This window comes from Asticcacaulis aquihabitans, from assembly GCF_032490435.1.
GTDB lineage: Bacteria > Pseudomonadota > Alphaproteobacteria > Caulobacterales > Caulobacteraceae > Asticcacaulis.
In genome coordinates this window covers 362,747-376,843 of the sequence record NZ_JAVGWM010000004.1, presented here as the reverse complement: position 1 = coordinate 376,843, position 14,097 = coordinate 362,747, and the positions used below count along the sequence as shown (strand labels likewise).

General features: G+C 59.9%; 19 protein-coding genes. 12 read left to right on the top strand and 7 right to left on the bottom strand.

The genetic code is table 11. The annotated features are described in order from the left end of the window. The first annotated feature begins 14 nt into the window (after positions 1–14). Positions 15–2,624, top strand: a complete 2,610-nt coding sequence (locus RCJ00_RS16100; protein WP_316223222.1) for a PAS domain S-box protein — start codon at positions 15–17, stop codon at positions 2,622–2,624. Between the two features lie 22 nt (positions 2,625–2,646). Here RCJ00_RS16100 and RCJ00_RS16095 read toward each other — a convergent pair whose 3' ends face one another. Further along, positions 2,647–2,853, bottom strand: coding sequence for a hypothetical protein (locus RCJ00_RS16095; protein ID WP_316223221.1), 207 nt, complete (start codon positions 2,851–2,853; stop codon positions 2,647–2,649). A 153-nt stretch (positions 2,854–3,006) separates the two neighbouring features. On the opposite strand from RCJ00_RS16095, the gene RCJ00_RS16090 reads away from it, so the two are divergent. Beyond that, positions 3,007–3,591, top strand: a complete 585-nt coding sequence (locus RCJ00_RS16090; RefSeq protein ID WP_316223220.1) for a Smr/MutS family protein — start codon at positions 3,007–3,009, stop codon at positions 3,589–3,591. Between the two features lie 19 nt (positions 3,592–3,610). On the opposite strand, the gene RCJ00_RS16085 is transcribed toward RCJ00_RS16090, so the two are convergent. Further along, positions 3,611–4,606 carry an adenosine kinase gene (locus RCJ00_RS16085; RefSeq protein WP_316223219.1) on the bottom strand — a complete coding sequence of 332 codons (996 nt, stop codon included), beginning with the start codon at positions 4,604–4,606 and terminating at the stop codon, positions 3,611–3,613. Between the two features lie 62 nt (positions 4,607–4,668). On the opposite strand from RCJ00_RS16085, the gene RCJ00_RS16080 reads away from it, so the two are divergent. From RCJ00_RS16080 to RCJ00_RS16070, 3 genes are all read left to right on the top strand, one after another. Next, entirely contained in the window at positions 4,669–5,610 is a 942-nt protein-coding gene (locus RCJ00_RS16080; protein WP_316223218.1) for an ATP-grasp domain-containing protein, read from the top strand. Continuing rightward, on the top strand, positions 5,600–6,112 hold the full coding sequence (locus RCJ00_RS16075) for a GNAT family N-acetyltransferase (RefSeq protein ID WP_316223217.1): 513 nt from the start codon (positions 5,600–5,602) through the stop codon (positions 6,110–6,112). The genes RCJ00_RS16080 and RCJ00_RS16075 overlap by 11 nt, the downstream gene beginning before the upstream one ends. A gap of 82 nt (positions 6,113–6,194) precedes the next feature. Continuing rightward, the gene (locus tag RCJ00_RS16070) at positions 6,195–7,172 is read left to right on the top strand and encodes an acyl-CoA desaturase (RefSeq protein ID WP_316223216.1); all 978 of its coding nucleotides are present in this window, start codon (positions 6,195–6,197) and stop codon (positions 7,170–7,172) included. Positions 7,173–7,174: 2 nt separating this feature from the next. Here RCJ00_RS16070 and nth read toward each other — a convergent pair whose 3' ends face one another. Together nth and RCJ00_RS16060 are read right to left on the bottom strand one after the other, a co-directional pair. Then, on the bottom strand, positions 7,175–7,828 hold the full coding sequence (gene nth / locus RCJ00_RS16065) for an endonuclease III (protein WP_316223215.1): 654 nt from the start codon (positions 7,826–7,828) through the stop codon (positions 7,175–7,177). After that, the gene (locus RCJ00_RS16060) at positions 7,821–8,162 is read right to left on the bottom strand and encodes a pyrophosphohydrolase domain-containing protein (protein WP_316223214.1); all 342 of its coding nucleotides are present in this window, start codon (positions 8,160–8,162) and stop codon (positions 7,821–7,823) included. Before RCJ00_RS16060 ends, nth begins: the two co-directional genes overlap by 8 nt. A gap of 111 nt (positions 8,163–8,273) precedes the next feature. Here RCJ00_RS16060 and RCJ00_RS16055 point away from each other — a divergent pair, with 111 nt between their 5' ends. The 5 genes from RCJ00_RS16055 to RCJ00_RS16035 all read left to right on the top strand — a co-directional run bounded on the left by RCJ00_RS16055 (position 8,274) and on the right by RCJ00_RS16035 (position 10,067). Then, on the top strand, positions 8,274–8,735 hold the full coding sequence (locus RCJ00_RS16055; protein ID WP_316223213.1) for a low molecular weight protein-tyrosine-phosphatase: 462 nt from the start codon (positions 8,274–8,276) through the stop codon (positions 8,733–8,735). 70 nt (positions 8,736–8,805) lie between these two features. Further along, positions 8,806–9,117 carry a DUF3144 domain-containing protein gene (locus RCJ00_RS16050; RefSeq protein ID WP_316223211.1) on the top strand — a complete coding sequence of 104 codons (312 nt, stop codon included), beginning with the start codon at positions 8,806–8,808 and terminating at the stop codon, positions 9,115–9,117. An 87-nt stretch (positions 9,118–9,204) separates the two neighbouring features. Next, the gene (locus RCJ00_RS16045) at positions 9,205–9,504 is read left to right on the top strand and encodes a DUF3144 domain-containing protein (RefSeq protein WP_316223210.1); all 300 of its coding nucleotides are present in this window, start codon (positions 9,205–9,207) and stop codon (positions 9,502–9,504) included. 4 nt (positions 9,505–9,508) lie between these two features. Further along, positions 9,509–9,784: a DUF3144 domain-containing protein gene (locus RCJ00_RS16040; RefSeq protein WP_316223209.1), complete on the top strand. Its 276-nt coding sequence runs from the start codon at positions 9,509–9,511 to the stop codon at positions 9,782–9,784. 4 nt (positions 9,785–9,788) lie between these two features. Next, on the top strand, positions 9,789–10,067 hold the full coding sequence (locus RCJ00_RS16035) for a DUF3144 domain-containing protein (RefSeq protein ID WP_316223208.1): 279 nt from the start codon (positions 9,789–9,791) through the stop codon (positions 10,065–10,067). 31 nt (positions 10,068–10,098) lie between these two features. Here RCJ00_RS16035 and hslU read toward each other — a convergent pair whose 3' ends face one another. Genes hslU through hslV form a run of 3 tightly spaced genes read right to left on the bottom strand, consistent with a single transcriptional unit; the run spans position 10,099 to position 12,523 of the window. After that, positions 10,099–11,412 (bottom strand): ATP-dependent protease ATPase subunit HslU, encoded by a 1,314-nt coding sequence (gene hslU, locus RCJ00_RS16030; protein ID WP_316223206.1) that lies wholly within the window; start codon positions 11,410–11,412, stop codon positions 10,099–10,101. Next, the gene (locus RCJ00_RS16025) at positions 11,413–11,922 is read right to left on the bottom strand and encodes a GNAT family N-acetyltransferase (protein ID WP_316223205.1); all 510 of its coding nucleotides are present in this window, start codon (positions 11,920–11,922) and stop codon (positions 11,413–11,415) included. A 49-nt stretch (positions 11,923–11,971) separates the two neighbouring features. Further along, a complete protein-coding gene (gene hslV / locus RCJ00_RS16020) occupies positions 11,972–12,523 on the bottom strand; it encodes an ATP-dependent protease subunit HslV (RefSeq protein ID WP_023460069.1) in 552 nt (183 codons plus the stop codon). A 61-nt stretch (positions 12,524–12,584) separates the two neighbouring features. Between hslV and RCJ00_RS16015 the strand changes: the two genes are divergently transcribed. Further along, on the top strand, positions 12,585–13,319 hold the full coding sequence (locus RCJ00_RS16015) for a HesA/MoeB/ThiF family protein (protein ID WP_316223204.1): 735 nt from the start codon (positions 12,585–12,587) through the stop codon (positions 13,317–13,319). Between the two features lie 105 nt (positions 13,320–13,424). Beyond that, positions 13,425–14,093: a YitT family protein gene (locus tag RCJ00_RS16010; protein WP_316223202.1), complete on the top strand. Its 669-nt coding sequence runs from the start codon at positions 13,425–13,427 to the stop codon at positions 14,091–14,093. Positions 14,094–14,097: the final 4 nt, after the last annotated feature.

The following is a 14,097-nucleotide window of genomic DNA, read 5'->3' as shown; positions in this document are numbered from 1 at the left end:
TGGGATTTCTCGGTATGTTATTGCAAAATGAGCATGATCTGATCGCCCTTCTCGGGGTTGCCGCATTCATTTTGCTTGCGCTCGCCATTGGCGGCGGGGTCATCGCCTCGTTGAAATCCTTTCAGGTCCGCCAGTTCCAGGACCTGCTTTTCAAGGCGGAACGCAAGATCGACACCCTGGAACGGCGGATGTTCAACGTTTTGAACGCTGTCCCCGTGGCCTTGGTCGAAACCGATGTGACCGGAAAATTCACCTTCGCCAACCGGGCGGCGCACCAGCTTCTCGGCCGCAAGGATTCCGAGCTGATCGGCCTGCGCTTCCATTCCGCCACCTGGGGCATTTCCTATCCCGACGGGCGGGTCATCCCCGCCGATCTGATGCCGATTGCCCGAACCCTGCGCGGCCAGACCGTCAAGGGTTTTCAGCATATGCTGACCAACCACGGCAGCCACGAAAAAGTTCTGGTCAGCGTTACCTCCATGCCGATCATGAACGGCGCGGGCGAAGTGATCGGCTCGACCTCGGCCATGGTCGAAATAGAAAGTTCAACCGGCGAAGGCGTTGACGATCTGAACGGCCTGTGGCGCGGGCATTGGTTCGCCGCCGCGACGGTCCCTTTCTGGGGGCTCGACGCCAAGGGCCAGATTTTGGACATCAATAATGCGGCGCTCGACATCTTCGATCTGAAACGCGAGCAGGCGCTCGGTCAGAATTGGACCCAGTTCTTCGTCGAGGACGGCGATTTCCAAAAGGCGCTCGATTATCTCGGTGAGATTCAGGACGATCAGTCCCCGCACAACCAGGCATCGGCGCAACTGACCCTGAGGGTAACGGACGGCGACCGTCAGCCATCGATCGTGACGGCGTGGGTGGTCCGCACCCACGAAGGCGGAGAGCGCGGGCTCACCGTCATGGCCTTGCCGGCAAGCCAGGCCGCTGAGTTGGGACCTGTGCCGATTTCGCACATGGCGCCCTCCGTCGCCGCGCTCGACGAAGACGATGCCCAGGAACTTTCCGATCACCGTCTGGCCGAAGAAGCCCGCGCCGCCCTCGGCATCGGGACCTGGCAATATGACGCGGACGCCGACACCATTGTCGAAGATGAGGGCATGATGGCTCTGATCGGCCGAGAATATGTCGGCGGGCCGACCTTGATTTCCGAAGCGGATCAGGCCGCGGCCGATCAGGCCTTCGGCCAGCTCATGACCGGGGAAACCGATCACCTTGCGCTCGATCTGCGCGTCCGTCGCAAGGATGGAACGGAGCGCTGGATCGCCCTGGAAGGCCAGGCCAGACCTTTGCCCGGTGGCGGAAAGCAGATTTACGGCGTTGCTTTCGATTGTACGGCCTGGAAGGGCGAAAAACAGATCGAGACGGTCGTTCAAACAACAGGGATCACCGAAGCGGACCTCGAGATCGCCGTCGAAAAAGCGCGTATCGAGGCGCTTAATCAAGGATTGGCTAAAGGATTGGCGGAAGGACGGGCTGAAGCCCTGACGGATGCCCGTGAAGCGGCTGACCAGGAACGGGAACGTGCAGTTGAAGCGGCTCTGACCGAGGCGAACGCCAAGGCCAAGGCCGAGCTTGATGCCGCGGTCGCCGCCGCCCGCATGGACGCCGTGTCCAGCGATGTCTACGGATGGCAATCGCCGCCGGTAAGCCAGCCCCTGCCCGACCCGGTAATTGTCCACACGCCGGACCCGGTCGTCATGGCGGAAAATGATTCCCTGAAGGGGCAACTCGACGCCCTGCGCAACGACTATGAGCAGGCGGAGATTCGTCGTGACGAACTGCAACGGCAGCTTGACGAAATTATCTTCGCCAAACCGATTGCGGTCGAAGCGATTGAAGACCCGCGCATAGCCGAATTGCAGGCGGAACTCGACGCCGCCAGAGCTGCCCAGACGGAGCTGCAGGAGCGGCTGACGACACTAGCTAACACGCCCGCGCCGGAGCCCGATTTCAGTCAGCATGAAAAGCGCATAGACAAGCTGAGCGCTGATTTGAAGACAGCGCAAGACGCCCTGGCAAGCCTCGCCACGCGTTACAAGGCTCTGGCCGAGACACCACCGCCCGAACCCGACTATAGCGCCCACGACGCCCGTATCGCGCAGGCCGAAGCCGAACTCGCCACCTTGCGTCAGGCGCATGAAGCCTTGGTCAATGCCCCTCCGCCCCAGCCCGATACCAGTGCCTGGGAGGCCCGTCTGGCCGCCGTACAGTTCGAAGTCGTCAAGTGGCAGGCCGCCTATCAGGATGCTCAGGCAAAACTGATGGCTACCCCCGCCGTCGATACGGCCGCTCTGGAAAAGCGACTGGATGAGTTGCAAGCCCTGCTCGACCAATCTCAAGCGCAACAGGCCGAAATGCAGGCGCGCGTCTCTCAACTGGATTCCGCCCTCACCAATGCGCAAAGATTTGAAACCGTCGGCCGCCTGACAAGCGATGTGGCGCAAGACTTCGCCCAGATGTTGAACGTGATCAACGGGGCGCTGGAGGTGATGTCCAAGCAACCAGAGACGCCGGAAAATATCAAACGTCTGTCGGAAGCTGCCCTTACGGCGGGTAAGCGTGGCGAACGCCTGACGCGCCAATTGCAGGCCTTTCAGTCAGAAGAGTTCTGAGGGCCCGCGCGGCTCGCTCCGACTAATTGACCAGGTGTGATGCCAAGCTGATAACGGTCAACCAGAACACGCCGCAGACAACCGTTACGCCGGCTATCGTCCAGGCAAAGGGGTATTTTTGCGGGCGATCGACCGTGACTTTGCGCGAAAAGATATAGTATGCCGGATGATCGAAACCGCCTTCGACATAGTCCTTCGCCGCATTATGAAAATTGAAGGTGGTGGCCATGTTTCCAACCTTTCTGGCTTTATCATTCTACCGATGTCTATCGTCCGTCGTTTCGCATAAAAAGGAAAGATGAGTGTTCGGCGCGAAAATAAGGGCGGCGTTTGGGACGCATTTCGGTAGCCACGGGCCGCAAACCTGAATTAAACTGGTCCCATGGCGCGCTTCGGTTTCAAGGCAGAGGATTTACGGCTGTGGGCGCTGGTGACGGCGACTGTCCGCCCGCACACGACCGCCAAGCCCAAAAAGCAACCCAAGCCACCGCAGCCGGAAACCGAAACCATTACGGTCGCCGACATGCCTGGGGAAATGACCGCCGAACGACCCAGACCGGTGCCTCTGACGCCGTTTAAGCTGGGTCAGGCCGTCAAGCCTACCGCCGGCTTCAAGATCACCCGCGCCGCCGACCAGGCGCCCGATCCGATCGAGCCAAAGCGTAAACGCCGCATCAGCCGCGAACGCGATCCGATCGAGGCACGGCTCGATCTGCACGGGCTCAATGCCTTCGCCGCCGAGGCGCGCCTGAAAGCCTTTGTGCAACAAGCCTATGCCAACGACTATCGCGCCGTTCTGGTCATTACGGGCAAGGGCATGGCGGAAAACGGCATATTGAAGCGCTACGCGCCCGAATGGCTGGCCGATCCTGCGCTGTCGCATATTGTCGCCGGCATTTCCCAGGCCCATGCCCGCCATGGCGGTTCCGGTGCGCTCTATGTCGCGCTCAAGCGTCGAATGAACTAGCGATCAGGCCAAAGAGGGACTAAATCAGCCCGCGCTCGGTCGCCAATTGCTTGAGCGAGACTTGGGCGCGCGGACCAATGTGACCGATGACGTGGGCGGCGGCCAGCGAACCCAGTTCGGCGCAGGTGGTGACATGCAGGCCTTGCGTCAGGCCGAACAGAACGCCGGCGGCATATTGGTCGCCCGCGCCGGTCGTATCGACGACCTGAGGACAAGGGGCCGCCTTGATGACATGGGTATCGTCCATCTTGGCCACCACGGAGCCTTCGGCGCTGCGCGTCACGAAGGCCAGGTCGGTCTTGCCGCGCAGATAGCGCAGGGCCTTGTAGAAATCATCCGTTTCGAACAGGGCCAGCAATTCGGTTTCATTGGCGAAGACCAGGTCGATATGGCGGTCGATAAAGGCCAGCAGGTCATCGCGCCAGCGGTTGACCACAAAGCCGTCCGACAGGGTGATCGCCGTCTTGCGACCAGCGGAACGGGCGACTTCGGCAGCCTTGGCGAAGGTTTCGCGCCCGGACGGGCTGTCGAAGAGATAGCCTTCCAGATAGGTGATCTGGGACGCCTTGATGACCTCTTCCTCGATATCTTTCGGGCTAATCAGAGCTGCGGCGCCGAGGAAGGTGGCCATGGTGCGCTGACCGTCCGGTGTCACATTGATCAGGCAACGCGCCGTTGGCGTGGGATCGTCGTGCAGAACGGGTGTCTGAAAATGGACATTCATCTTCTTGAGGTCGTGCGCGAAAAACTCACCAAGCGCATCATGGGCGACCTTGCCGACATAGGCGCATTTGGCGCCAAACGATGCCGCGCCCGAAATGGTGTTGCCAGCGGACCCACCCGACGCCATCTCCGTATCCTGCATCGCGCCCGACAGGCTGAGCGCCCGGTGCGCGTCAATCAGCGTCATCGCCCCCTTGTGCAGGTCATGCCGGGTCAGGAAAGCGTCATCCGTCTGAGCGAGAACATCGACGATGGCGTGGCCGACAGCGGTGATGTCATAAGAGGTCGTCATATTTGTTCTCGTAAGTCAGGCTATGGGTTGAATGGCGTAACCTAATGATCAATAACGGCTCTATGAGCAAGCGTATTTTAATCCTGACCCCGAATCCCGACCATCCTTCGCACCACGGCCGCTGGCCTTACGTGCTTGACGGGTACCGTGAGGCCCTGGCCGGCATTGGCGCCGAAATCTTCGACCAGCCCTGGTCCGAGCCGGTGACGGGGGACTACGATCTCATCGTCCCACTCGTCGCGTGGGGGTACCACAACGCGCCGGACGATTTCCGCGCCGCCATGACGCGGCTGGCCGGACGGCGCGTCTTCAATCCGCCGGAAATCGTCAGCTGGAATGTCGACAAGCGCTATCTGCGCGATCTGGCCGATGCCGGTGTGCGGATCATCCCGACCGTGTTCGTCGACCAGGTGACGGATGAGGCAGTCGCCCGCGCACGTCTTGACTTCGGGCAACAGGCTCTAGTCCTGAAGCCGGTCGTATCGGCCGGCGCCAAGAACACCCTGATCTGGGAAGGCGACAGCCTGGCCGCTTTCACCGACGGCGCGCCGGACGTCGAAGACCGTAAGGCCATGCCGCCGGAAGGTGCTGCCATGATCCAGCCCTTCATGCCAGCGATCCGCAGTGAAGGCGAATGGTCCTTGCTCTATTTCGCCGGTGAATTTTCACACGCGGTGCTGAAGACGCCCAAGAGCGGCGACTTCCGGTCGCAGCCGGACTACGACGCCAATCTGCGTGTGCTCGACGCGCCGGCCGCGGCGCGCGTGCTTGCCGACGCTGCTATTGACTTCATCGGCCGTGACCGCCTGCTTTATGCCCGTATCGACATGGTGCGCGCCAGCGACGACGGCTTCTGCCTGATGGAAATGGAACTGATCGAACCCGACCTGTACCTGACCTATGATCCGGAAGCGGCGATGCGCTTCAAGGACGCGTTTGAGACCGCCCTGCATGTCTGCGGCTGCTCCGGGCATGACCACACGGATGGCCACCATGATCATTGAAACCGACCGACTAATTCTGAAGCCCCTGGCTGTGACCGACTATGAGGCGCAATGCGCCCTGTGGAACCAGGAACCCGTCTTTCGCCATATCACCGGCAAACCGATGACCGGGGACGAGGTTTGGCTGCGGCTGCTGCGCGATATCGGCCACTGGCAGGTTTTCGGCCACGGCAACTGGTCGGTCAAGCTCAAGACGACCGAGCAGCACATCGGCAGCATCGGCCTGTTCGACTACAAACGCGACATTACTCCCGCCTTCGACGCGTTCGAGGCCGGATGGGTATTCGATCCGGCCTTTCACGGTCAGGGCCTGGCCTCCGAAGCCCTTCAGGCCACCCTTCTGTTCGGTGACGAAAAGCTGAAGCTGCCCAAGACTCTCTGCATGATCAGTCCGGAAAACGAGGCTTCGTTGCGATTGGCCGAACGGCATGGCTATGTCCGCATCCGCCACAGCCTGTTTCACGGCCATCCCGTATTGATCCTGGAACGCCCGCACGCCTGAAACCCGCCATTGATACCCGCTTGACGAATATAACATCTCATGCTTAGTTATTTAGATAATTAGCTAAATGAATGGATTTGTCATGCGTTTTGAAAATATCGATCGCGTCGATGGCGCTCAGGCCGATCCGGTGTCGGGAACGGTTGTTTATGCCCCCGTCAAATCCCTCTTCCTGCTGGCGATGTATGGCGCAGCCATCTACGGCCTAGTGCGTTATCTGCGCATCGACGCGGTATTGCTGTTCACGGTCAAGACAATGGTTGTCCTGCTGCTGGGCCACAGTGTCGGCATGCACCGCAGGCTCATCCACAAAAGCTTCGAATGCCCGCTGTGGCTGGAACGCACCCTTGTCTATTTCGGCGTGCTGGTCGGCCTGGGCGGTCCCTTCGCTATGATCCGAACCCATGACTTTCGCGACTGGGCGCAAAGGCAAGGCCGTTGCCACGACTATTTCGCCCATCGGCGGCGGCCGATTATCGACGCCATGTGGCAGATGCATTGCGACCTCCGTCTGGCGAAACCACCCCGGTTGACGATTGAACCACAGGTCGCCAATGACGCCTTCTATCGCTTCATCGACCGGCACTGGATCGCGGTTCATCTGCCCTGGGCCCTGGCTTTTTACCTGATTGGCGGCTGGGCCTGGGTCATCTGGGGTGTCTGCACGCAGATCGCCACGACGGTTACGGGCCATTGGCTGATCGGTTATTTCGCCCACCAGGCCCATGACGACAACTGGCAGGTCACTGGCGCCGGCGTACAAGGTCGCAATGTGCCACTGGTCGGCTGGCTAACCATGGGGGAAGGCTGGCACAATAACCATCATGCCTTTCCCGGCTCGGCGCGGATGGGGCTTTATACCGGTCAGAGCGATCCCGGCTATCGGTTCATAAAGATGCTGGAGGCAATGGGATTGGCATGGAACGTGCGCACCGCGCGCGATCTGGCCCACCGCCCGCAATTACAATGGGCATCAGGCGCGCAACCGCACTTCAAACCGGACATAAAACCCTGCCCGACCCTGCACTGGATCGGCCGGCGCTTGCGCCTTCGGGTATAGCTCTAAAGCAGGGGCAGCGTCTCGACCCCGATCTTGGGGCACAGGTCGCGCACGATACATATGTCGCACTTGGGCTTGCGCGCCACACAGACATAACGGCCGTGCAGGATGAGCCAGTGATGCGCCCGCGTCAGCCAATGTTTTGGGATGATCGCCATCAGTTGCGCCTCGACCTTGTCCGGCGTGTTGGCCGCGGCATCGACCAGCCCCAGCCGGTGCGACACGCGGTAGACATGGGTATCGACCGCGATGGCCGGCTCAATGTTCATCTCATTCAGCACGACACTGGCCGTCTTATTGCCAACACCCGGCAGACTCAGCAGCGCGGCGCGAGTCATTGGCACCTGACCGTCATATTGCGAGACCAGAATGCGCGACATCTCGATCAGATTTTTCGCCTTGTTGCGATAGAGGCCGATCGTGCTGATCATGTCCATGATCCGCGCCTCGCCAAGCGCCAACATGTCCGCCGGATTATCGGCCAGCTTGAATAGTGGCGCCGTCGCCTTATTGACCGCCACATCGGTCGTTTGGGCCGACAAAGCCACCGCCGACAACAGGGTAAAGGGGTTGGTATAGTTCAGTTCGGTGCGCGGATCGGGTTTGTCCGCTTCGAACCGCTCGAACAGCTTCTTGATCAGGGCGGGCTTAGCCAAGGGCTTCTTCGGCCATGACCGCCTCCCAGCTCAGCCACTTCTGCTCTACGGCGGCCCTCAGGTCGATATCCTCGGCACGCGCCATGAGCAGAAGAAAGGCCAGGACATCGGCCATTTCCTTGGCGACCTCCGCCTTGGCGCCTTCGACCGGGCGGCGCGAGCGTCCCGTCAGGGCGAGATAGCTTTGGGTTAGTTCGCCCGCTTCTTCCTGAAGTTTGAGCATATACCAATCCCGGTCGGGTTTGATGTCATGAACCCGGCGATAACGGCCCAAGACCGCTTCGAGACGGTCGGTCAGGGCATCGAGATCGGGAAAGGGTGTTTCGGTCATCATGGACAGTCTCCATGGCTTTTTGAGATTTACATGGATGCTATGGGGCGATTCTATAGGCCCGCAAGGTAAAAGCCGCTTGCCGACCGCTATCAGGCTTCATAAACAGGGCGCATGATCGCCATTCTGTTTGTTTGCCTTGGCAATATCTGCCGCTCCCCCCTCGCCGAAGGCGTGTTCCGTGCCCAGGTTGAAACCGCTGGCGCGACAGACCGCTTCAGTATCGACTCCGCCGGCTGCGGCGGCTGGCATGCTGGTGAGCAACCCGATACGCGCGCCATCCAGACGGCGGCCCGTCATGGTATCGATATTTCCGCCCAGCGCGCCCGCCAGATTCAGATCGACGATTTCGATCGTTTTGACCTGATCCTTGGGCTGGATCGGGACAATGTCCGCCATCTCACCGCCATGCGACCCGACACGGCGCGCGCCAAGGTCGCTCTTTACCTGGATGAAGCCCTGGGCCTGAGCAAGAATGTGCCCGATCCCTATTATGGCGGGCTTTCCGACTTCGAAACGGTCTATGCCCTGTGCGAAAAGGCGAGCGCCGGTTTGCTAAAGCAACTACCGGGTTAAACAGGCTGGCCTAAGCCGAAATTTCGAGGCATGGTATGGTTTCATTTCTGACTTTCCAGTGAGCCATGCCATGTTGAACATTCCTGACGACCGCTTTGCCGCCCGTGCCGATGAGCACATCAATCTGGCGAATAGCCATTTGCAGGACACCGGCTCCGATCGCGTGGTTGCTTCCCTGGTTGATGCGGCTACGCGTTTCTACGTCGGAATGTGGGCCAACCACAATGTTGGCAGCGCCGAGGAAATGGTCGCGCGCCGCGAAGAAGCGATAGAATCCTTCGCCGTGCAAAGCCGCCGCATGCTGGAACGGCACCTGGACGAATACACGCGAAACTACGCCGCCTATACGGCGACTGGAAATCTCAGCACCGGATCGCGCTGATCCTTTAGAGCACCGACCTGATTTTCGACTTCACACACCGTCTATGTTCGCCCGTTTCAGCGGGCGCAGATCAACAACAGGTAATCCATGTCCGACACGCCCAAAGTTCCTGATCCCAGTTTTTTCGAACGGACCAACACACTGATCAACGTGGCCAATGACCAATGCAGCGGCGTCTCCGCCGATCAGGTCAGCCACTCCTTCACCAATGCCTCGACGCGCTTCAATGTCTGGCTGTGGTCGATCACCTCGAAAGATGTCGAGGATCTGAAAGCGCGCCGCGAACAGGCGCTGGACCTTTTGCTGCAGGAAACTCATGACGCCTTTGCGCGCCATTTTGAGGAATATGTCGCCAACTACGACGCCTATGTGAACGCGAATCGCTAAGTCCATGGACGATCAATTCAATAACCGCGCCGATTCGCACATCCGCCTGTCGCATCAGCAGGCGATGCTGTTCGGCGAACAAAAGACGGCGGAGTCCATGCTCTATGGCGCTGCCTGGTATTCGGCGTGGTTGACGGCGAAAGCGGCCGGCTCGAAAGATGAACTGGCGGCGCGCGCCGCCGCCGAAACCGAGCGTTTGACCGAGGCCTTTCGCGCGGCGGCCGAAGCCGCCATGGCCGATGTCATCAACCGCTTTGACGACCTGAACACAAAGGCCTGATCCCATGGCAAGCCAGGAAGAACTCGACTTTACCGGGCGCGCAAAGGCCCATATCGACCTATGCAACGCACAAAGCGCCCATGCCCACAGCGAAGATGTCGCCCTGTCAGCCATGTACGCGGCGGCGCGCTATACGGCCTTTCTGTGTCTGGGCGCCAATACGTCCGGTGAGCAGATGGCCGGACGCCGCGAAGAAGCCCTGGCCATTTTCGATGACCAGTTCCGCCAGATGTTCCTCGATTGCTATGACGAATTTGCCCGGGATTTCGACAGATCCAAATAGGGTCAGATCCAAATAGAATTGGGCGAAATAGCTATAGGATATACCGGCTGAGATCGGCGTCGCCGGCAATTTCGCCGAGGCGCTTTTTCACGTAGTCCGCATCTATGGTTACGGTTTGGCCGGACATGTCCGACGCCGTGAAGCTGAGGTCCTCCATCACCTTTTCGATGACGGTATGCAGCCGGCGTGCGCCGATGTTCTCGACCTTGGCGTTGACCGTCGCCGCCGCTTCGGCCATGGCGGCGATGGCGCCGTCGTCGATGTGCAAGGTGACGCCTTCGGTCGCCATCAGGGCCTGGTTCTGCTTGATCAGATTGGCTTCCGGCTCCGACAGAATGCGGCGGAAATCCTCCTGGGTCAGGGCTTTCAGCTCGACACGGATGGGCAGTCGCCCCTGCAGTTCCGGCAACAGGTCGGAGGGTTTGGCGACATGGAAGGCGCCAGAGGCAATAAACAGGATGTGATCGGTCTTTACCGGTCCATACTTGGTCGAAACCGTCGTGCCTTCGATAAGCGGCAGGAGATCGCGCTGCACGCCTTCGCGCGACACATCAGCACCGCCACGTTCCGACCGCGAAGCGACCTTGTCGATTTCATCTAGGAAGACAATGCCTTCGTTTTCCGCCAGCTTCAAAGCCTCGGCGGCCACAGCATCCTGATCGAGCAGTTTGTCCGACTCTTCGGCGACCAAGGACGGGATGGCCGCCTTGACCGTGGTCTTGACCGTCTTTTTGCGACCGCCCATGGCCTTTGACAACATGTCGCCGAGATTGAAACCGCCGGGCTGCTGGCCTGGAATCTCCATCATGCCAATCGGCGTGCCGGTTTCGGTCATCGAAATCTCGATGTCCTTGTCATCCAGTTCATTGTTGCGCAATTTCTTGCGGAAGCTTTCTCGGGTTGCGGGCGCGGCCGTTTCGCCGACCAGCGCGTCAATCAGACGTTCCTCGGCGGCGGCCTCGGCCTTGGCGCGAACGCCCGCGCGATTCTTGTCTTTGATCATCAGCACTGCGGCTTCGACCAGGTCGCGCACAATTTGATCGACATCGCGACCGACATAACCGACTTCGGTAAACTTGGTCGCTTCGACCTTGATGAACGGAGCCTGGGCCAACTTGGCCAGGCGCCGCGCGATCTCGGTCTTGCCGACACCCGTGGGCCCGATCATCAGGATATTCTTCGGCGTGATCTCGTCACGGATGTCATCGGCCGTCGCCTTGCGGCGCCAGCGGTTGCGCAAGGCGACCGCGACCGCCTTCTTGGCATCGGCATGGCCGATAATATAGCGATCGAGTTCCGAGACGATTTCCCGGGGCGAGAAAACATTGGGAGAAAAAGAGGTCATTTATGCATCATAGGTTGGAGATTTGGACATAAGCGTGACCTGGCCCCAACGGGGGCTGTCATGCTCAGCGTAAATGGTGAAGCCGGCGTTCTGATAGGCCTTGATGGCCTGGGCATTGGCGGTATCCGGATCGATCAAGAGCTTAGGCACGCCCCGCGCCAGCAGGTCATCCGAGAATTGGCGAAGGATACGCGACCCCAGTCCCTGGCCGGTCAGGCTGACGTCGCCGATGAACATATCGACACCCATGGCACCGGTCGGCTGATCGGCAAAGTAGAAGCCATCATAGGCATAGTTCGGATCGTAAAACTGGATATAGCCAATCGGTTTGCGGTTATATTCGACAATGAAGGCCGCGCCATAATCCGCACCGATAAAGCCCAGAGCGTCTTCCAGTTCCTCTTCCGGCCCGGAGCCATCCTGCGTCCACCACGGCTGGACATGGGGGGACGACATCCAGATCAGCAGCAGACCGGCATCGCGTTCATGCAAGGGACGAAAGGTAATCACGACATCCCTCCGAACACATGGTCACCGGTCATAGGATGGGCTGTGCGCATCAGGACTCGAGCATTTCAATCGTCAAATGGTCATTGGTATAGACGCATATGGACGACGCGATCTTCATGGCCTTGCGCGCAATCACTTCCGCATCCGGCTCGTATTCGAGCAGGGCCCGGGCCGCCGACAGAGCATAAACACCGCCGGAGCCAATGGCGGCAACGCCATCTTCCGGTTCGAGCACGTCACCGACACCGGTAATGGTCAGGACCGTGTTCTTGTCCGCCACCAGAAGCATGGCCTCAAGGCGACGCAGGTAGCGGTCGGTCCTCCAATCCTTGGCCAGATCGACACAGGCACGGGCCAGTTGATCGGGATAGAGCTCAAGCTTGGCCTCAAGCCGCTCAAGCAGGGTAAAGGCGTCGGCCGTCGCACCGGCAAAACCGGTGATGACCTTGCCGCCGGACAAGGTGCGCACCTTACGCGCGCCGCCCTTGACGATGGTTGGCCCCATGGAGACCTGGCCGTCGCCGGCGATGACGGTCTTGTTGTTCTTGCGCACGGCGACGATGGTGGTGCCGTGCCAGTTCGGGAAGTTTGAGTCTGTCATGAGGCGTTAATTGGCGCTTTTCCCCTTGCAGTTCAAGTGCGCCCGGCGCATTTGACGCACTATGCTCACAGACGATGAAATCGACCGCTACGCCCGTCACCTGGTATTGAAGGAGATCGGCGGTCAGGGCCAGATGAAGCTCAAAGCCGCCCGGGTGGCCCTTGTCGGCATGGGCGGCATCGGCTCGCCGGCGGCGCTGTATCTGGCGGCGGCGGGGGTTGGCGTGCTCGGCCTGATCGACGACGACCATGTATCGGCAAGCAATCTGCAACGCCAGGTCCTGTTTCAAACCCGCGACGTCGGCGCCGCCAAGGCCGAAGTGGCCGCAACGCATCTGGCGGGCCTCAACCCCCATTGCGACTGCCATATCCATCGCCTGCGCCTGACGCCGGACAACGCCGTCGATATACTCCGGGACTACGATATCGTTCTGGACGGATGTGATAATTTCGAGACGCGGCTGTTGGTTAACCGCGTATGCCACGATTTGAAAAAACCGCTGGTGTCCGCAGCACTCGGACGCTTCAGCGGGCAATTGGCGACCTTCGACGGTCGCCCCTGCTATCAGTGCCTGGTGCCCGATATTCCACCCGACGCGGAGACTTGCGAACGCGTCGGCGTGGTGGGCGCCCTTGCCGGCATTATCGGCACCATGGCGGCACTTGAGACGATAAAGCTGATTACCGGGGCCGGTGACGCGCTGCGGGGACAATTGTTGATATTCGATGGCCTTGGCATGACGTCGCGGACGGTGAAACTGGCCGCCGATCCGGCCTGCCCCGTGTGCGGGGGTTAGCTATTTCGTGTTTACAAAAATTGTGTCATAAGAAACCATAATTACAAAATGGCAGGGATGAAGCGTATGGGCCGGGCATAGACCGCTTTCGGAACGGAATGCCGCATGACGACTGCCAAGGCTATCGACAAGGGGACGGGCAAGATGCCCGACAAGGACGGCGCGGATGCCCTCTATCCGACGGTCAAACACACCCTGATTGAAGACATCTATGCCTTCGCCATCGGCTGCGCCTTTATTGCGCTGGGCATTGTCATGCTGAAATCGGCCGGACTGACGACAGGCGGCGTGGCGGGTATCGCACTGCTCGTCTCCTATATCGCGCCACTGCCGGTTGGCCTGCTGTTCATCCTGATCAATATTCCCTTCTTCCTGTTCGCCTGGCCGGCCATGGGCAAACGCTTCATGATCAAGACGGTTGCCGTCAACCTCGCCATCATGGCCGGGGCCAATCTCGCCCACTACGCCTTCAAGTTCGAGACGGTCCACCCTTTGTTCGCTGCCCTGTTCGGCGGCACGATTATCGGCATGGGTATATTGGCACTGGCCCGTCATGGCGCCGGTGCCGGCGGTACGGGTGTTCTGGCGCTCTATCTGCAAAAAACGAAGAACATCAACGCTGGCAAGACGCAGATGGCGTGCGATGCCCTTATCATGGCGGCGTCGATCCTGATCCTAAGTCCGCAGCATCTGCTCTATTCGGTGATTTCCGCCGTCGCCATGAGCGGCGTCCTGGTCGGATTTCACAAACCGGAACGATATCTGGGTCGTTAAGCAC